Origin of the sequence: Ralstonia sp. UBA689 (genome assembly GCF_002298975.1) — a bacterium.
GTDB lineage: Bacteria > Pseudomonadota > Gammaproteobacteria > Burkholderiales > Burkholderiaceae > Ralstonia.
In genome coordinates, this window is the sequence record NZ_DBMV01000024.1 from 14,837 (window position 1) to 32,081 (window position 17,245).

The 17,245-nt window shown below is 61.2% G+C and carries 15 protein-coding genes; 5 read left to right on the forward strand and 10 right to left on the reverse strand.

Translation table 11 applies throughout. The features are described from left to right. Positions 1-26: 26 nt before the first annotated feature. A complete protein-coding gene (locus B4F51_RS11310; protein ID WP_414706755.1) occupies positions 27-758 on the reverse strand; it encodes a Crp/Fnr family transcriptional regulator in 732 nt (243 codons plus the stop codon). Positions 759-911: 153 nt separating this feature from the next. On the opposite strand from B4F51_RS11310, the gene B4F51_RS11315 reads away from it, so the two are divergent. Then, complete coding sequence (locus B4F51_RS11315; RefSeq protein WP_296225529.1) at positions 912-1,445, forward strand: DUF962 domain-containing protein; 534 nt, start codon at positions 912-914, stop codon at positions 1,443-1,445. A 15-nt stretch (positions 1,446-1,460) separates the two neighbouring features. Here B4F51_RS11315 and B4F51_RS11320 read toward each other — a convergent pair whose 3' ends face one another. Together B4F51_RS11320 and fdxA are read right to left on the reverse strand one after the other, a co-directional pair. After that, positions 1,461-2,288 (reverse strand): crotonase/enoyl-CoA hydratase family protein, encoded by an 828-nt coding sequence (locus B4F51_RS11320; RefSeq protein WP_296225530.1) that lies wholly within the window; start codon positions 2,286-2,288, stop codon positions 1,461-1,463. A 91-nt stretch (positions 2,289-2,379) separates the two neighbouring features. Next, a complete protein-coding gene (gene fdxA / locus B4F51_RS11325; protein ID WP_296225531.1) occupies positions 2,380-2,718 on the reverse strand; it encodes a ferredoxin FdxA in 339 nt (112 codons plus the stop codon). Between the two features lie 364 nt (positions 2,719-3,082). On the opposite strand from fdxA, the gene acnB reads away from it, so the two are divergent. Continuing rightward, positions 3,083-5,668 carry a bifunctional aconitate hydratase 2/2-methylisocitrate dehydratase gene (gene acnB, locus B4F51_RS11330; protein ID WP_296225532.1) on the forward strand — a complete coding sequence of 862 codons (2,586 nt, stop codon included), beginning with the start codon at positions 3,083-3,085 and terminating at the stop codon, positions 5,666-5,668. Between the two features lie 238 nt (positions 5,669-5,906). Here the strand turns inward: acnB and B4F51_RS11335 are convergent, their stop codons facing one another. The 7 genes from B4F51_RS11335 to B4F51_RS11365 all read right to left on the reverse strand — a co-directional run bounded on the left by B4F51_RS11335 (position 5,907) and on the right by B4F51_RS11365 (position 12,490). Then, complete coding sequence (locus B4F51_RS11335) at positions 5,907-6,974, reverse strand: ImpA family type VI secretion system protein (protein ID WP_296225534.1); 1,068 nt, start codon at positions 6,972-6,974, stop codon at positions 5,907-5,909. Between the two features lie 69 nt (positions 6,975-7,043). Next, complete coding sequence (gene tssG / locus B4F51_RS11340) at positions 7,044-8,102, reverse strand: type VI secretion system baseplate subunit TssG (RefSeq protein ID WP_296225536.1); 1,059 nt, start codon at positions 8,100-8,102, stop codon at positions 7,044-7,046. Positions 8,103-8,104: 2 nt separating this feature from the next. Then, a complete protein-coding gene (gene tssF, locus B4F51_RS11345; protein WP_296225538.1) occupies positions 8,105-9,985 on the reverse strand; it encodes a type VI secretion system baseplate subunit TssF in 1,881 nt (626 codons plus the stop codon). An 8-nt stretch (positions 9,986-9,993) separates the two neighbouring features. Continuing rightward, on the reverse strand, positions 9,994-10,515 hold the full coding sequence (gene tssE, locus B4F51_RS11350; protein ID WP_296225540.1) for a type VI secretion system baseplate subunit TssE: 522 nt from the start codon (positions 10,513-10,515) through the stop codon (positions 9,994-9,996). Continuing rightward, the gene (locus tag B4F51_RS11355; protein ID WP_296225542.1) at positions 10,508-11,344 is read right to left on the reverse strand and encodes a type VI secretion system accessory protein TagJ; all 837 of its coding nucleotides are present in this window, start codon (positions 11,342-11,344) and stop codon (positions 10,508-10,510) included. Before B4F51_RS11355 ends, tssE begins: the two co-directional genes overlap by 8 nt. After that, on the reverse strand, positions 11,334-11,936 hold the full coding sequence (locus B4F51_RS11360; protein ID WP_296225544.1) for a TagK domain-containing protein: 603 nt from the start codon (positions 11,934-11,936) through the stop codon (positions 11,334-11,336). Before B4F51_RS11360 ends, B4F51_RS11355 begins: the two co-directional genes overlap by 11 nt. A 389-nt stretch (positions 11,937-12,325) precedes the next feature. Further along, entirely contained in the window at positions 12,326-12,490 is a 165-nt protein-coding gene (locus B4F51_RS11365) for a hypothetical protein (RefSeq protein WP_296225848.1), read from the reverse strand. On the opposite strand from B4F51_RS11365, the gene tssH reads away from it, so the two are divergent. From tssH to tssC, 3 genes are read left to right on the forward strand one after another with little or no spacing between them, the layout of a single operon-like run. After that, the gene (gene tssH / locus B4F51_RS11370; protein WP_296225828.1) at positions 12,422-15,070 is read left to right on the forward strand and encodes a type VI secretion system ATPase TssH; all 2,649 of its coding nucleotides are present in this window, start codon (positions 12,422-12,424) and stop codon (positions 15,068-15,070) included. The genes B4F51_RS11365 and tssH overlap by 69 nt on opposite strands. A 41-nt stretch (positions 15,071-15,111) precedes the next feature. Next, positions 15,112-15,654 (forward strand): type VI secretion system contractile sheath small subunit, encoded by a 543-nt coding sequence (gene tssB, locus B4F51_RS11375; protein ID WP_296225546.1) that lies wholly within the window; start codon positions 15,112-15,114, stop codon positions 15,652-15,654. A gap of 49 nt (positions 15,655-15,703) precedes the next feature. After that, complete coding sequence (tssC, locus tag B4F51_RS11380; RefSeq protein WP_296225548.1) at positions 15,704-17,197, forward strand: type VI secretion system contractile sheath large subunit; 1,494 nt, start codon at positions 15,704-15,706, stop codon at positions 17,195-17,197. Positions 17,198-17,245 lie beyond the last annotated feature (48 nt).

Here is a 17,245-nt window from a genome sequence, read left to right on the forward strand (position 1 = left end):
CGCATGTAGGGGTATTGGCTGAAGGTTCACCCCCGAGCAAGCGCATGCGCCAGTGCATGCAGGCCGGGAAAGTCCAACAGTTCGATTTCCCCATAGGCCACCTTCAGGATGCCGCGCGCCTGGAGATCTTTCAGGACCTGGTTGACGGTCTGGCGAGATAGCGCGAGCAGTTGGGCAAGTTGCTCCTGCGGCACACGCAGCACGCGGCGGCTGCCCAGGCGCAGATCGCCGTAGCCGTCGGCCATCAAGAGCAGGCGCCGGGCCACGCGCACGGGGGCGGGCAGCAGGGCGATTTCCTCCAGCACGGTAAAGGTCAGGCGCAGCTTGTGCGTCAGGAGCAGCGCGAAGGCATGCAGCAGCGCCGGCGTGGTGTGCAGCAGGGCGATCAGCGCGGCCTGCGGCATGTGGAGCAGCGTGGTGTTGCCGTCGGCACGGGCGTCGTGGGTGCGCGGCTGGCGGTCGAATACGCCGATCTCGCCAAACCAGTTGACCGGCTCCAGCACCGCCAGCAAGGCCTCGCGCCCATCTGCGCTGGTGGCGCCGATACAGATCGTTCCTTCCAGCACGCAATACAGGCCGTCGGGCGCGTCGCCACGTCGGAACAGCATATCTCCGGCACCCAGGCGGTGCACGGCGGCGATACCGATCAGCGCATCCTGCATGGTCGGTTCCAGCGCGCCGAACCAACTGCTGGCATGCAGGCGCTCGCGGTACGACGAGGCATCCGGTTGCGTGCGAGGGAAAGCTGAGCGGTCCATGAGGGAGCCGGCCATTGAAAGGTGCTTCGGAAGGGGCGAATTTGTCGGCTACGTGACAGAGTGCCGTTCAATCCGCTGACTAAGATGAAATGATCATAACGAGGGGGCAATTGCAGCGTCTATGCTGCAAACGCACAAAAACCGGAGACCATCATGCGCACCCTGTCAGACCATCTTGCCAATTACGCGGCCTATCACCAGGATGGCCGCAATATCGCCACGCATTTTGTCGGCATTCCGGCGATCGTGCTGGCGGTGGCGATCCTGCTTTCTCGGCCAGTGCTGGCAGATCTGGCAGGCGTGGCCGTGACGCCCGCGCTGCTTCTGCTGGCAGCCGTGACGGTGTTCTACCTGCGCCTGGACGTGGCGTTTGGTGTGGTGATGTTTATGCTGATTGGCTTGTGCGTGTGGGCGGGCAACCATGTGGCCGCGCATTCGATGGTGGCGTGGCTGTCGGCGGGCATCGGCCTGTTTGTGATCGGCTGGATCATCCAGTTTGTCGGCCACTATTACGAGGGGCGCAAGCCGGCCTTCGTCGATGACCTGGTGGGCTTGGTGATCGGCCCGCTGTTCCTGGTGGCTGAGACGGCGTTTGCCATGGGCCTGCGTGCTTCGCTGCGCGACGAGGTGGTCAGCCGCTCGCGCGCCATGCGAGCGGCACTCGGTGGCAAGCACGCGGCCGCTTGAGGTCACCGCTTCGGCTTACGTGTCCGCGCGCTCCGCGGCAGGCTTGAACACCGGCGCGCGATTCTCCATCGCAGCACGCACCGCCTCGCGCTGGTTGGCGCCACCGATCAGGCGGTCTTGCTCGATGGATTCGGCCAGCAGAATGGCGGCTGCATCGCCGTCTTCCGTCGCGCGCATCAGCCGCTTGGCGGCGCGGATCGCGTCCGGGCTCTTTTGAGCGATCTCACGTGCGGCAGCCAGCGCCGCCACGCGCGGATCTTCAACCACGTGGGTTGCCAGTCCCAGCGCGCAGGCTTCCTCGCCGTTGATAACGCGCCCGCTGTAGATCAGTTCGCGCAGTTGGTCAGGGCGCACTAGACCACGCGTGAGCAGCATGCCGCCCATGTCCGGCACCAGGCCCCATTTGATTTCCATGACGGACAGGCGCGTGTCGGCGGTCACGTAACGCACGTCCGCGCCCAGTGCAATCTGCAACCCGCCACCATAGGCGACGCCATGCACTGCGGCCAGCACCGGCACCGGCAGGTCGCGCCATACCGTGCAGGCGTACTGCGGCAGATTGGCCGATCCATGCGTGCGCTTGGCCAACCGGCCGCCACTCGTGTCTGCGTCAGGGGTGCTCATGCCCAGGCTCGCCATGCTGCCCATGTCCAGCCCGGCACAGAATGCGCGTCCCTCGCCGGACAGCACTACCGCACGTAGGTCCGCCTGATTCATCAGGCGTTCACCGGTTGAGACCAGAGCCTCGAACATGGCCGGGTCGATGGCGTTCATCTTGTCCGGCCGGTTGAGCCGGACTTCAGCTACGCCGGCTTCGATGTTGAGCAGGATGCGTTCAGTCATGGGTAGAGAGTCGAAGGTTGAGTCCGCAGCAGCCTATCGCCATGGTTGGCGTGGGTAGACGGTGGCGGTCGAACAATAGTGTATTGCGGCCTTATTCGGTCGCAATGATCAGCGCATCGCGCTTGTGCTTCACCTCCGCCCAATGGGCGTGATCGGCCAACGGCGCCTGCACTTTCGTGAGGCGTGGCCAGTCTGTGCGGTGCGAGAGCTGCGCGTTCAAGGCGATGAATTCCTGCTGATCCGCCGGCACCTCCGCTATGGGATAGATCGCGCCGACCGGGCACTCCGGCACGCAGATCGAGCAGTCGATGCATTCATCAGGATCAATCACCAGAAAGTTGGGGCCTGCATGGAAGCAGTCCATGGGGCAGACGGCCACACAGTCGGTGTATTTGCATTGGATGCAGGATTCGGTGACGACATACGGCATAGAGGCGCGGGGTGTTCAGAACCTGGTCGAAATTCGTTCGAAATTATGCAGCATCGTCCTGAACCCTGGCAGGAGGGGAGCAGGCCGCGTGAGTTTGCATACAACAAGAAGGCCATCTCGTCCGAGGGGTGGTGGTTCAGCAAGGAATTCGTTTGGCGGAGAGGCAAGCTGCACCACTGCAGGGCCATCGTTGGGGTAACGCTGGTCCGGCCTGGACGGGTTGCTTATCTTTGACTCTTATATAAGATATAAGACATTTGACCTTGTGGGGTATTGCGATTAGAATCGCGACCCAGCAGCGCCCGGAACAGCCTCGGGGTGCCAAAAAAGCCTTCCCCTGTAACGTAATCTCAGCAGGTCTCCCATGCTTGAAAACTTTCGTGCTCACGTGGCCGCCCGCGCCGCGCTCGGTATTCCCCCGCTGCCGCTGACGGCTCAACAGACCGCCGAACTGGTCGAACTGCTGACGAACCCGCCCGCCGGCGAAGAGCAGACGTTGCTCGACCTGATCACCCACCGCGTGCCCGCCGGTGTGGACGAGGCCGCCCGCGTGAAGGCCGGCTTCCTGGCCGCCGTGGCCAAGGGCCAGACCGCCTGCCCGCTGATCTCGCGCGAGCGCGCCACCGAACTGCTCGGCACGATGCTGGGCGGCTACAACATCCAGCCGCTGATCGAGCTGCTGTCCGATGACGCCGTGGCTGCCGTGGCTGCCGACGCGCTGAAGAAAACCCTGCTGATGTTCGACCAGTTCCATGACGTGAAGGAACTCGCCGACAAGGGCAACGCGCATGCGAAGGCCGTGCTGCAGAGCTGGGCCGACGCCGAATGGTTCACGAGCCGTCCGGAAGTGCCGCAAAGCCTGACCATCACCGTCTTCAAGGTGACGGGCGAAACCAACACCGACGACCTGTCGCCGGCACCGGACGCCACCACGCGCCCGGACATCCCGATGCACGCGCTGGCGATGCTGAAGAACGCACGCCCCGGCATCACGCCGGAAGAAGACGGCAAGCGTGGCCCGGTCAAGTTCATTGAATCGCTGAAGGAAAAGGGTCACCTGGTCGCCTACGTGGGCGACGTGGTCGGCACCGGCTCCTCGCGCAAGTCGGCCACCAACTCGGTGCTGTGGTTCACCGGCGAAGACATTCCGTACGTTCCGAACAAGCGCTTCGGCGGCGTGTGCCTCGGCGGCAAGATCGCCCCGATCTTCTACAACACGATGGAAGATGCCGGCGCGCTGCCGATCGAACTCGACGTGTCGCAGATGGAAATGGGCGACGTGGTCGAACTGCGCCCGTACGAAGGCAAGGCGCTGAAGAACGGCGCCGTGATCGCCGAATTCCAGGTCAAGTCCGACGTGCTGTTCGACGAAGTGCGCGCCGGCGGCCGCATTCCGCTGATCATCGGCCGCGGCCTGACCGCCAAGGCGCGTGAAGCGCTGGGCCTCGCACCGTCGACGCTGTTCCGCCTGCCGCATCAGCCGGCCGACAGCGGCAAGGGCTTCTCGCTCGCGCAGAAGATGGTCGGCCGCGCGTGCGGCCTGCCGGAAGGCCAGGGCATCCGCCCGGGCACGTACTGCGAACCGAAGATGACGTCGGTGGGCTCGCAGGACACCACGGGCCCGATGACCCGCGACGAACTGAAGGATCTGGCGTGCCTCGGCTTCTCGGCCGACCTGGTGATGCAGTCGTTCTGCCACACCGCTGCGTATCCGAAGCCGGTGGACGTGAAGACGCACCAGACGCTGCCGAACTTCATCAGCACGCGAGGCGGCATCGCGCTGCGCCCGGGCGATGGCGTGATCCACTCGTGGCTGAACCGCATGCTGCTGCCCGACACCGTTGGCACCGGCGGCGACTCGCACACGCGTTTCCCGATCGGTATCAGCTTCCCCGCAGGCTCGGGTCTGGTGGCCTTCGCGGCCGCCACCGGCACGATGCCGCTGGACATGCCGGAATCGGTGCTCGTCCGCTTCAAGGGCAAGATGCAGCCGGGCGTGACGTTGCGTGACCTGGTCAACGCGATTCCGCTGTATGCAATCAAGCAAGGCATGCTGACGGTCGCCAAGCAAGGCAAGAAGAACATCTTCTCGGGCCGCATCCTCGAAATCGAAGGCCTGCCTGACCTGAAGGTCGAGCAAGCGTTCGAGCTGTCGGATGCGTCGGCTGAGCGTTCGGCTGCCGGTTGCACGGTGCACCTGAACAAGGAACCGATCATCGAATACCTCAACAGCAACATCACGCTGCTGAAGTGGATGATTGCCGAGGGCTACCAGGATGCGCGCAGCCTGCAGCGCCGCATCAAGGCCATGGAGCAGTGGCTGGCCGACCCGCAACTGCTGTCGCCGGATGCCGACGCCGAGTACGCGGCCGTCATCGAGATCGACTTGGCCGACATCCACGAGCCAATTGTTGCCTGCCCGAACGACCCGGACGACGTGAAGACGCTGTCCGACGTGGCCGGTGCCAAGATTGATGAAGTGTTCATCGGCTCGTGCATGACCAACATCGGCCACTTCCGTGCCGCGTCGAAGCTGCTGGAAGGCAAGCGCGACATTCCGGTCAAGCTGTGGGTGGCCCCGCCGACCAAGATGGATCAGAAACAACTGACCGAAGAAGGCCACTACGGCGTGTTCGGCACGGCCGGTGCCCGCACCGAAATGCCGGGCTGCTCGCTGTGCATGGGCAACCAGGCACAGGTGCGCGAGGGCGCGACGGTCATGTCGACCTCCACGCGTAACTTCCCGAACCGTCTCGGCAAGAACACGAACGTGTACCTCGGCTCGGCGGAACTGGCGGCGATCTGCTCGCGTCTGGGCAAGATCCCGAGCAAGGACGAGTACATGGCTGACATCGGCGTGATCAACGCCAATGGCGACAAGATCTACAAGTACATGAACTTCGATCAGATCCAGGACTTCAAGGAAGTGGCCGACACCGTAAAGATGTAAACGTGCTGTCGAGCTGCGGCGGGTTGTTTTCGCCGTAGTGGCTTGGCATGGCGCCGCAGGTTGAATGCCCGCGGCGCTTTTTTTTTGTTCGTCGAAGAATTTCGTGGGCCTGAATTGCGGCGTTCCGTAACTTCTTGCTATGCCCGTGGTTGCAGCAGCCGATCCTGATGAATGAAGCACGGGGTAACGGGTGTCACAGGATCTGTCATGAGGTAGCCGATGTCTTGGCACCGCAGTATCAATCTTCTCGAGCCCAGCGTTCTACAAGATCAGAAGGAATCGCCTGGAAGATTTCATCAAAGCGCCTACCGGTCAGCCGCTCAGCTTGTTTGAGTAGGAGCGCCACGGGGCTGCTCGGTTCGTGTGTCTCAAACCATGTCCGCGCGGTGCGGATGGTGGCGAGGACGGCATCCCGATTCGTCGGGGCGGTAGGTCGAGTGTTGGCAGAAGGTGCCTGTAGCGCGTGACCATCCATTTCAAGCCTGTTTGCACTAACCTCACTCTTCATATGCACGGGGGACAACGGTGGCGCGTCAGGTACCGCAGTCTCCTGAACCGTTGTTGCGGGGGACGTCCCGGTTACAAGGCTCAGCAGCTTGAGTAACGGCGCCAAATCCGGGTGATCGTTCGGAAGCCGCCGCCGGGCCCATATGTCGATCGACGATGCAAAGCTCAAGGCCTCGTCAAGCGCCACCAATGTTGGGCTTTGCTGCCGGCGTAGATCCTCCAACTGCTGCCTTACGGATTCTGGCGTCAAGGCGTCTGCGGGCCGTGGCGTCCCCAGAGATCGCTCCACGTCACGCACTTGCAGGCGCAAAGTACTGCTGGTGGCAATCGCCAAATCTCGCACGTCTTGCATCAGCCCCTGTGTGTCCACCAGGGCGGCCAGTGCATTGGCGCGTAAAACGGGGTCCGGCTCGCCGTCCACCATGAGTTGTGGATGAATGGCCTCCGGCCATTTCGCCAGCAGTTGCGCGAGTAGCATCAGACCATCACGCATGCCAACGGCATGGTCCAGCCGGACCCTGCACCGCAACAGCAGCACCAGGATGCGGATGTCGCGCGTACGGAGCAGCAGCCGGCGGCAATCGCGTTCCAGGTCGCTCCAGTTGATCGCTTCCGGTGCACTGATGAAATCGCCATACTGCGCGCCCAGTTTGGGGGCTGCCTTCGCCTGTAGCACGACGAATTCGGGGTCATACTCGAGGTCGTCCCCGCAGGGGCGCTCTTTGGAGACCGGCTCCAGCAACTCAGGGAAGATGAGGGCAGGGTGATTTGTTTGCACGCCCTTGGATTTTGTTTTCATAGGAGCTTGATGGTAGGTAGCAGTCGCTGGCCGGACACCGATGTCCTCGCTCCGCAAGAATGACCGCGCCTAGCGCTGAGAGGCTGAGTGCTTCGCGCACTGCTCTGGCGTGAACACCATGCCGGTGATGGCACGGTTGCGGTTGGGTTCGCCAAGCCACGTTGACCAGCCCAAGCGTTCGGTCGAGCCGAGCACAGCCGGCGGTGCGGAGTCCGGAATGACTTGTAGTTCGACTTCCCACTCAAACTCGAAACCAACGAACGAGCGAACCCACTCGACGAGGACCGGTAAGTCTCGCCCATTGGGTGTGAAGTTCAAATACTGCTGCAGTTCGAGCGGCCCGATGACGAGACGGAACTTGTGCTGCCGGTCCGGCACCATCTCACCCAGCATGGCGCCGTGCCCCATCACGCTGGGTGCCCGCGGATGCCCGAGATGAGAGTGCTCGGCGGGGTCAATCGCAATCCAATGCAGAACGAATTCTTCAAGACGTACAGGCACCCCGAAGAAGTGTGCGAGTGTTGTTGCGATCCCATCTGGGTTGCGCGATTCACGCACGTGGTGCGCGCTGGCGGCGAGCCGGGCATGCGAGGGCAAGGCGCAATTCCCAATCTCGCCGGCTTCGGATGCGGCCAACCACCCGATGTACCGGGAGAACACCTCTGCATCAGGCCGATCCAGCCCCGCGGCCGATTGTGCATGCGCCCAGGCTTGATAAAACTGCGTGAGTGCACGATGGTGAAACAGATCAAGGAAATCTGCCGTCGTGCTGTCGCGGTGTGCCTCGGTGCGTTCGCGAATGATCTCCGTGAAGTGAATTGGCAATGCTCCGTTCGGCCCCAACATGCCGAGTCCGAACAACTGGATCTTGAGCTTGCCCTGCGCTTGCTGAAGTCGCGCGATCTCTCGCGGAGCAAAAGCGAGCGAAGCAAGCTGGCCAATCCGAAAATGCTCATCATGTGGCTTGCTTGCTTTCCCGATTGACGGCAGATCCGGGCGATGCGCGGCAAGCTGCCGAAGCAATCCCAGGAAACTCAGCTTCCATGGCGCTTGGTCTGCGTACTGACTCGTTTCGGGGGCGATCGGGTCAGCCGATGGAGGTGCGTTGTCGTCGATGCCTCGGTACATGATTACACCGCGCTCCGAGTACCCACGCGAACAGGCCAACGGTGAATGTGCCCACGCTGAATCGAATCCAACTCAGTTTCCGTAAAGGCGTTTACCGATACATGCCGGGCCAGGAAATGCTCTAACACGACGCCGAAGAGATAGGGGCTGATCCCGGAGAATCCCGCCTCGTCCACCGTCAACTGACACTGAATGCCGCGGCCGTAAATGATTGGGCCGCTGCCTGGTAATCGGCGTGTGACTGGATGAGTTTTGGAGCCGATCAGGCTTGCAATCTGACGCTGCTGGGCGATGTCGTCGCTGGCGACAAAGAGACGTAACATGTCGCGCAGCCCCTGGCCGCCCTCGCGGTGGTCGAGGTCTGTCAGCGACAGGTAATTGAAGCCGAGCTGACGGACCAGTCGCCAGGCGGTTTCGCCCTCGGCAAACGGCGCCCGCGGCGCCGACGGCGGCCGAATCAACCCGATGCCAGCAACCGGAATGGAATCTGGTGAACGTAGGTCACTGAATCCATTGCGCGGCACCAGATTGGGCAAGTCCCGATTGGTAACCAGCGCGTCAACCGAGAGATACCGCAGGTCGTTCGGGTACGGTGCTTCGTTCTGGTCTACCAACGAGACGAAAACTTCTGTTCCGATGTACGCCGTTCGCGTTCCGTATCTGCGTGCCTGGTCGGAAATGAGTCGGCGTTCCCGCCGCATCGAGAAGTACCGGCCATGATTGCCCTCGTCGCTATTGAGCGTGGAAAAGAGAGGGCGGAAGTCGATCGGTGCGCTGTGCTCGTGCGCTTGTCCGGACAGCTTCTGGGCCGAGAAGACCTCGTAGTCGAGTGGGCGGCGGCGATCGGCGACCAAGTGAAATTCCGTGCGCCCCGGATGGATTTCCATCCGATCCGTGCGCATTGGAAAGAGGTTGATGACCGGTGAGCAGAACAGCGCGAACTGGCCGGCATCAACTTGGCTGCCGAGTGTCTTGGGTGGCTTTGACAGAAGGATGACGATCTCCGCTTCGCGGCCATCGATCTTGCCCAACCCTGGCGCCAGTCCGTTGAGCCCAAAGAAGTAGAAGCGCTGCGGGCACGCAAAGTACTCATGCACCAGATTGTGTCCATGGAACTTGTTCCAGGCGAGCGGTAGCGCGCTTTCATCGGGGGCCATGCCGACATGGCTGATCGCATTGTTCGTAACAGCATGCGGGCGTTCGTACATCTCGCCAGGCCTGCCGATCAGCAACGCACAGCCGGCGCTGTGCAGCAGCTCGAACAGGTGAGACGCAATCTGGTCGCCGCCGCTCAGATGAATCGGGAGGGCGTCCAGGCCGCTCAATTGGGAAAAAGTAGCCTCACCGTTGAGTCGCAGACGGAGCCGCAGTGCGCCCTGGATGTTCACATGCGCCGGTACGTAACGCTCCAGCCCCCGGATATCGGGAGGAATACCCGTGAGGCGGGCTTCAGCAATCTCCAGCGGCCAAAGGGAAAGCGCTTGGGTTGTGCGGAATTCGCACTCGGTGGACTCACCGGCAGGTGTTCGCGCGAGCAGCATCGTGCCGCGTGGCACCTCCACCCCCCGCATGAGGTCCCCTTCCTGATGGCTTGGGTGAAACTGCGCCACCGCAATGGCGGGGGTTGGGGCAACGTAGTTCGGGTAGACGACTTCCAGCAAGCGCTGGGTGAAGCGCGGAAATTCGGCGTCCAGCTTGATCTGCGTACGTGCGGATAGAAAGCAGAAAGCCTCAATCAGACGTTCAACGTAGGGGTCAGCGACCTCGATGCCGTGCATTCCCAAGCGCCTCGCCACCTTGGGATGCTGCGTGGCGAATTCCCCCGCAAGCTCTCGCATGTAGACGAGCTCGCGGTTGTAGTAGTCCAGCAGTTGCGGGTCCATGGTGTCAGTCAGTTGGCGTGGATGGAGCGGATGTTCATCCGACCGGTTTCCAGGTCAAGCGAACTCTGAGCGGTGAATGCCATCGGATACGGATCCATATGGATCAGCCCACTAATCTCGAAGACCAGCGTGTTGTAGCGTATGGGAGCGTCTTCCTTGCGCAATGGGTCGACTTTCAGCGAGCCAGGAATGAGTCGTGGCTCGAAATCCAAGATGGCTCGCCGCACGATCTTGACAATATCGTTCCACTTGTGTGCGGACAGATAGGTGCCGGCCACTGGTGGCACTCCGTAGTTGATGGAGGACCCGGCGGCAGCCGGGTATCGGCTCCGGTCGATCTCATCTTCGCGATTGGTGGTGTTGAGAAGGTAAGTCAGATCGCGCTGGAGGATCTCGCGCATCTGTGCTCGCGTGACGACATACTCTGACGGACTTTCCGTCTGGCGCAGTGGCGCATCATCGCGCAGCCGGTCAAAGAGTGTCGGCAGCAACTGTGTATTAGGGCGCCGGGGCGTGCGACGCTCACTCATGTGCGTTGCCCATGGTCAGAGTCGACACATCCAGTAGCCCGGTGTCGCCGGCATTCGTCATCCATGTCTTCTGACCAAGAGCAATGACGCTGGTCTGACCGATCTCGGTCCAATGGGTTTTGCGCGCCAACCGGGTTGCATCGCTGCCATGCTCGGAGCCCGGGTACCGCACCGGCAGGAAGCCACGGCATATCGTGCCGTCCTTCAGAGTGACTGTCGCTGAGCGCCAGACCAGATCGAGCAAGCCAGCTACCGGGCCCATCTCCAGTGTACGCATCTGAGAAAACGGCAGCCAGGCATAACGACCACCTGACACGATCTCGCAGGTGGGGCCGTAGCGGGTGTCGCTGTCCGTGATCCAATGAAACGACGTGCCATCGATGGTGCCATGAGAGTCTGGCATTTCGGACAGAGCTTCCTGTCGTCGATGGTCTGCTCCAGCAATGTCACCCACATCGGCCAGCGCGAGCGCATCGCCAAGTGCGGTGATCCAACCGGGTGAAGGAAGAAGTGAGCCCGGTTTGCGCTTCCCGTTGAGAACCTCGACACGAAACAGTTCCGACCGGATCAAGTCACGGTAGACGTGTGCTGTCTGCACAAAATTTGCTGCCAATTGGGTCGCCACCTGCAATTGCTTGAGTGCCCGCAGCCAGTCGCCTGTCACGCACAGCCATTGGAACAACTGCCAACGCTCACCGAACGCAGCTGGTTGCTGGCGTACGCGGACTTTCGCAGTTTGCAGCGCCTGAGCCATCGACCCGCTGTGCTGTAGCGCGGCCGAGAGTCTGGGCGCCGATCGTTGATTCAAGGGCAGGGTGTCAGTCGTCATGTGCATCCGATTCTTCAGATTGAGCCTGAGCCGGTTGATATGCGCTGTCCATCGAGACAAGGTGATGCTCCCGGCGAGTCAACGCAGCCGTAATGCCGCGCCGCTCGGGAACTACGATATCGCCAGCAAAAAGCCGCAGAACGTCTGGTGTCGATGGCGGAGCGAAGAGCTGCTGAGTGTCAGGAGGTTCAAGCGAGCCAATCAGGCGGTCGATGTGCGCCGGGCTGGCCAACATGTCGAGCAGGCTCTCGTTCTCCGGTGGCGTGCCCGCCAGCCCACGATCCTGCGTGTTCCCTGCAGCGATATCTGCTGCCGTATCGCCTCTTGGCGGTCCCAAGTGTGCACAGGCGTTCGCCAGCGCGGGGTTGCGCAGCACGGCCGCCGCCTCGTAGCTGAGCTGCACCAACGCATCCACGGGCTCGACTGGCGCACCGAGTACAGAAATGAACGACGCGCCACTGCGGCCGTGCCGCAGCGCTGAGAATAGATCGCCCGCGTCTTGCGTTCCATTCCGGGTGTCGCCGGTCGGTACCAGATCGTCCAGGATGCCGCCCTTCGGCAGTTGTGGCTGCCGGTCGCCAATGATTTCCACAGCCTATGCCCATTTGACAAACCGGCGGCGATGATAGTCGTAATCGGTGTCGATGGAAAATCGCCTATCTGCTGTTATTGATTTATTTGAAAATCTGAATTAAGCATAATTAATATCTTTATGTTTGATTAATGTTAATTTCTGAAAAGGCAAGGGTTTGAAAATTGCTTTTTTCTACTGGGTGTAATTTTATGTTGGGTTTGTTGTAAAAAATAGTGTTGATGGGCAACTCGATAGGTTTTAGGCGGAGGAACAGCGGAAATTTGTGAAATTTCTTTTCTCCTATTCAAATTGATAAATATTGTTGAGGATTCTGTTGGAAATATTTGGTTGCTATGATTGTGAGTTTGCGAATACCCTAAAAAGTGGGGAGCGCTGAATTCCAGAATTCAAATCAGGCGATAGCCTATTTTAATAAAAATTGTTGAATGGATATTTCCCGTCAGGCCCTGTTTGGCCGACTTAACCCGACCCTTTTCAAAGCAATCGAAAGCGCCACCGCTTTCTGCAAGCTGCGAGGTAATCCATATGTGGAACTGGTGCACTGGTTGCATCAGTTGCTCCAAGCTCCAGACGGCGATCTGCAGCGTGTGTTGCGGCACGTCGGCGCGGATTTCCAGGCGCTGGAGGCCGATCTCACGCGTGCGCTGTCGGCGTTGCCAGCGGGCGCCAGCTCGATCAGCGACTTCTCCTTCCAGATCGAATCGGCGGTCGAACGTGGCTGGGTCTATGCCACGCTCGCGTTTGCAGATAACCGTGTACGTGGCGCCTACCTGCTGACCGCGCTGCTCAAGACGCATGGGCTTCGCCACACGCTGCTTGGTATCTCCGCTCAGTTTGCAAAGATTCGTACGGATGATCTGATCGAGAGCATTCCGGCGCTGGTCGCTCAGTCCCCCGAAAGCGCGGAAGCTACGTACGACGGTAGCGGGCTTGCGCCTGCGGTTCCGGGCGAGGCAAGCCTAGCGATGCCGCCGGTCGGTTCCAGCAAGAGCGTGTTGGGGCAGTACTGCCGTGACTTGACCGAGGAGGCGCGGGCAGGCCGCCTAGACCCGGTCATCGGACGCGAGCATGAAATCCGCACGATGGCGGACATCCTGCTGCGCCGCCGTCAGAACAATCCTCTGATCACCGGCGAGGCTGGTGTCGGCAAGACCGCGTTGGTCGAAGGCTTGGCACAGGCTATCGCCTCCGGTGAGGTGCCGCCCAGTCTGAGCCAGATTCGCCTGCTGAGCCTGGATGTTGGAGCGTTGCTGGCGGGTGCCAGCATGAAAGGCGAGCTCGAAGCGCGCCTCAAGAGTGTGTTGGAAGAAGCCACCAAATCTCCCAAGCCGGTGATCCTATTCGTGGACGAGGTGCATACCCTTGTTGGCGCGGGTGGGCAGGCAGGGACGGGCGATGTCGCCAATCTGCTCAAGCCAGCGCTGGCTCGTGGCGCGCTGCGCATGATCGGCGCCACCACTTGGAGCGAATACAAGCGCCATATCGAAAAAGACCCGGCGCTCACACGGCGCTTCCAGGTCTTGCAGGTCATGGAGCCTCTGGAAGCCAACGCAGTCGCCATGGTGCGTGGTCTCGTCGGGACTTTCGAAGCCCATCACAAGGTGCTGATCCGGGACGAGGCTGTGCGCGCTGCGGTCAAGCTCTCGCATCGTTACTTTCCCTCGCGGCAACTGCCAGACAAGGCCATCAGCCTGCTCGATACGGCTTGCGCGCGCGTCGCACTGTCGCTGCATGCGGCACCTGCCGCCGTCGAGCTTCTGCGGCAACGCTTGGCGGCTGCCGAGGCCGAGGCGGCGCTGCTGGCGAAGGAGGCGACTTTCGGAAAGGAGAATCGCTCGCGCATTGCGAACTTAGGCAGTGTGATTCGGGAGATCGAGGCCGAACTCGCTCAAGCCGAGGCGCGCTGGCAGCAGGAGCGGGCACTCGCCGCGGGCATTCTTGATCATCGGCAGGCTATGGCAGAACGCTCGGCTGGGGGCGAGTCTGACCAGATCAGGGCAGCATTGGCCGATCTGGAAGCGGCGTTGTACGCGGCTCAAGGGGGGGCGCCACTGGTCTATATCGAAGTGGACGAGGCTGTCGTCGCCGCCATTGTTGCGGATTGGACGGGCATCCCTGTGACCCGCATGATTGCCGACGAGGTGGCGACGGTGATGGCGCTTCCGCAAGCGCTAGGCGCCCGCGTGATTGGCCAGGATCACGCTCTCGCGCAATTGGGCGAACGCATCCAGACAGCCCGTGCGCACCTAACCGACCCTAACAAGCCGGTAGGTGTGTTTCTGCTGGTGGGCCCCTCCGGCGTTGGCAAGACCGAAACGGCGTTGGCATTGGCCGACGCGCTTTACGGCGGCGAGCAGAACCTCATCACCGTGAACCTTTCCGAATTCCAGGAGGCGCATACCGTCTCCACCCTCAAAGGCGCGCCACCCGGCTACGTTGGATACGGCGAAGGCGGCGTGCTGACGGAAGCCGTACGCCGTCGCCCCTACAGCGTCGTGTTGCTCGACGAGGTGGAAAAAGCCCACCCGGACGTGCACGAAGTCTTCTACCAAGTCTTCGACAAGGGCTACATGGAAGATGGGGAAGGTCGCCACATCGACTTCAAGAACACCATCCTGCTGCTGACCAGCAACGCCGGCTCCGATTTGCTGTCAGGCCTGTGCGAAGACCCGGAGCTACTGCCCGAACCGGCGGCATTGCGCGACGCGTTGATGCCTGAGCTGCGAAAGGTTTTCCCGGCTGCGTTCCTGGGCCGGCTTGTGGTGGTGCCGTACTTCCCGCTCGCATCGGACAACCTGGGGCGCATCGTGCGCCTGCATCTGGACCGTGTGGTTGCACGCATGCGCGAACAGCACGACATCACACTCACTTACAGCGAGGCCGTGGTGTCTCACATCGTCAAGCGGTGCCCTGTTGGAGAAACCGGCGCCCGTCAACTCATCAGCTTTATCGAGCAGGTCATCCAGCCTCAACTCGCAAAGCTCTGGCTGGCGGCACTGGCCGAAAAGCGCCAACTGCTTGCGATCGACCTCACGGCAGATGGCGAAGGTGCATCCGCGCTGGCCTACCACGCTGAATACCTTCCCGGCCGCACCGTTGGGCCGGCGATTCTCGAAGCCGAATCGGCCTGACGCCGAGCGGCTCTTTCACGCAAAACCCACTGGGGAGATCCATGTCCATTGTGAACAGTTCGCAAAAATTTATCGCTCGCAATCGCGCACCGCGTGTGCAGATCGAGTACGACGTCGAGGTCTATGGCTCGGAGAAGCGCGTCGAGTTGCCCTTCGTGATGGGCGTGCTGGCCGATCTGTCGGGCAAGCCGGCCGAGCCTCTGCCGGCGGTGGCCGACCGCAAGTTCCTCGAAATTGATCTAGACAACTTCGATGAACGCATGAAGGCCATGAAGCCTCGTGTGGCGTTTGCCGTGTCCAACACCCTGACCGGCGAAGGCCAACTGATGGTCGACATGACGTTCGAGAGCATCGAAGACTTTTCGCCCGCTGCCGTTGCCGGCAAGGTTGACGCGCTCAAGCAACTGCTCGAAGCCCGCACGCAACTGGCCAACCTGCAAACCTATATGGACGGTAAATCGGGTGCCGAATCGTTGATCAACCAACTGCTGCAAGACCCGGCACTTCTGCAGGCGCTGGCCAAGGCGCCGAAGCCAGAAGGCGCTCCGGCCGTTCCGGCTGATGCCGAGTCGGCTGACTCCTGAATCGCGCGGCTTCCTGCCTTCCTGAATTCCACTATCGAGCGAGCAATCCATGGCTTCCGCACAACAACAGAAACACCAGACCGCTGCAACGGCTGACCACTCTGACTTTGCCGCGCTGATCAACCGCGAGTTCTCCCCCAAAACCGACCAGGCTCGCGAAGCCGTTGACCTGGCCGTTCGCACGCTAGCGGAGCAGGCGCTCGTCAGCGCGTTCACGATGAGTGACGATGCCTACAAGAGTATCGAGGCCATCATCGGCGCCATCGACAAGAAGCTCTCCGAGCAGATCAACCTGATCCTGCACCACGAGGATTTCCAGAAACTGGAATCCGCATGGCGTGGCCTGCATCACCTGGTCTCGAACACTGAGACGGACGAAAAGTTGCGCATTCGCGTGATGGATGTGTCCAAGGAGGACTTGCGCCGAACACTCCGCCGCTACAAGGGTATCGGCTGGGATCAAAGCCCGTTTTTCAAGCGCATCTATGAAGAGGAGTACGGCCAATTGGGCGGCGAACCCTATGGCTGCCTGGTGGCGGACTACTACTTCGATCACACCCCGCCCGATGTCGAGTTGCTGAGTTCGCTGGCGAAGATTTCCGCCGCCGCGCACGCACCATTCATTGCTGGGGCATCGCCGTCTGTGATGCAGATGGATTCGTGGCAAGAACTGGCTAACCCGCGCGATCTTTCCAAGATTTTCCAGAACCTGGAGTACGCACCGTGGAACGCGTTGCGCAACTCCGAAGATGCACGCTACGTGGGCCTGGCTATGCCGCGCTTCCTGTCTCGCTTGCCATACGGCATCAAGACCAACCCAGTCGATGCCTTCGACTTTGAAGAGGACACAGACGGCGCGGACCACCGCAAGTACGTGTGGAGCAACGCGGCCTACGCGATGGCCGTCAACATCAATCGCTCGTTCAAGCTGTATGGCTGGTGCACGTTGATCCGCGGCGTGGAGAGCGGCGGCGTGGTCGAGGACCTGCCGTGCCACACTTTCCCGACCGACGACGGCGGTATCGACATGAAGTGCCCGACCGAGATCGCCATCTCGGACCGCCGTGAGGCCGAGCTGTCGAAGAACGGCTTCATATCGTTGGTGCATCGCAAGAACACCAATTACGCCGCGTTCATCGGCGCGCAATCGCTGCAAAAGCCTGCCGAGTACTACGACGCGGATGCCACGGCGAACGCCAACCTGTCGGCACGCCTGCCATACCTGTTCGCCTGCTCGCGCTTCGCGCACTACCTGAAATGCATCGTGCGCGACAAGATCGGCGCGTTCAAGGAGCGCGAAGACATGCAGCGCTGGCTGAACGAATGGATCATGAACTACGTGGATGCCGATCCGGCCAACTCCTCGCAAGAGACCAAGGCACGCCGTCCGCTGGCGGCTGCCGAAGTCGTCGTCGAGGAAGTGGAAGGTAACCCCGGCTACTACAGCGCCAAGTTCTTTCTGCGCCCGCACTTCCAGCTTGAGGGCCTGACGGTGTCGCTTCGCCTGGTGGCACGTCTTCCGTCCATCAAGGAAGCCGCTTAAGGCAAAACCAACCCAATCTAGACCAAAGCAGTACCTGTCTAAAGAAGG

Coding starts and splice junctions, on each gene's coding strand:
- B4F51_RS11315 (WP_296225529.1), top strand. CDS start 912: ATGCGCACCCTGTCAGACCATCTTGCCAATTACGCGGCCTATCACCAG.
- B4F51_RS11355 (WP_296225542.1), bottom strand. CDS start 11,344: ATGACGACTGACACCCTGCCCTTGAATCAACGATCGGCGCCCAGACTC.
- tssC (WP_296225548.1), top strand. CDS start 15,704: ATGGCTTCCGCACAACAACAGAAACACCAGACCGCTGCAACGGCTGAC.
- B4F51_RS11365 (WP_296225848.1), bottom strand. CDS start 12,490: ATGCAACCAGTGCACCAGTTCCACATATGGATTACCTCGCAGCTTGCA.
- tssF (WP_296225538.1), bottom strand. CDS start 9,985: ATGGACCCGCAACTGCTGGACTACTACAACCGCGAGCTCGTCTACATG.
- acnB (WP_296225532.1), top strand. CDS start 3,083: ATGCTTGAAAACTTTCGTGCTCACGTGGCCGCCCGCGCCGCGCTCGGT.
- tssB (WP_296225546.1), top strand. CDS start 15,112: ATGTCCATTGTGAACAGTTCGCAAAAATTTATCGCTCGCAATCGCGCA.
- tssG (WP_296225536.1), bottom strand. CDS start 8,102: ATGTACCGAGGCATCGACGACAACGCACCTCCATCGGCTGACCCGATC.
- B4F51_RS11310 (WP_414706755.1), bottom strand. CDS start 758: ATGGACCGCTCAGCTTTCCCTCGCACGCAACCGGATGCCTCGTCGTAC.
- tssE (WP_296225540.1), bottom strand. CDS start 10,515: ATGAGTGAGCGTCGCACGCCCCGGCGCCCTAATACACAGTTGCTGCCG.
- fdxA (WP_296225531.1), bottom strand. CDS start 2,718: ATGCCGTATGTCGTCACCGAATCCTGCATCCAATGCAAATACACCGAC.
- B4F51_RS11320 (WP_296225530.1), bottom strand. CDS start 2,288: ATGACTGAACGCATCCTGCTCAACATCGAAGCCGGCGTAGCTGAAGTC.
- B4F51_RS11335 (WP_296225534.1), bottom strand. CDS start 6,974: ATGAAAACAAAATCCAAGGGCGTGCAAACAAATCACCCTGCCCTCATC.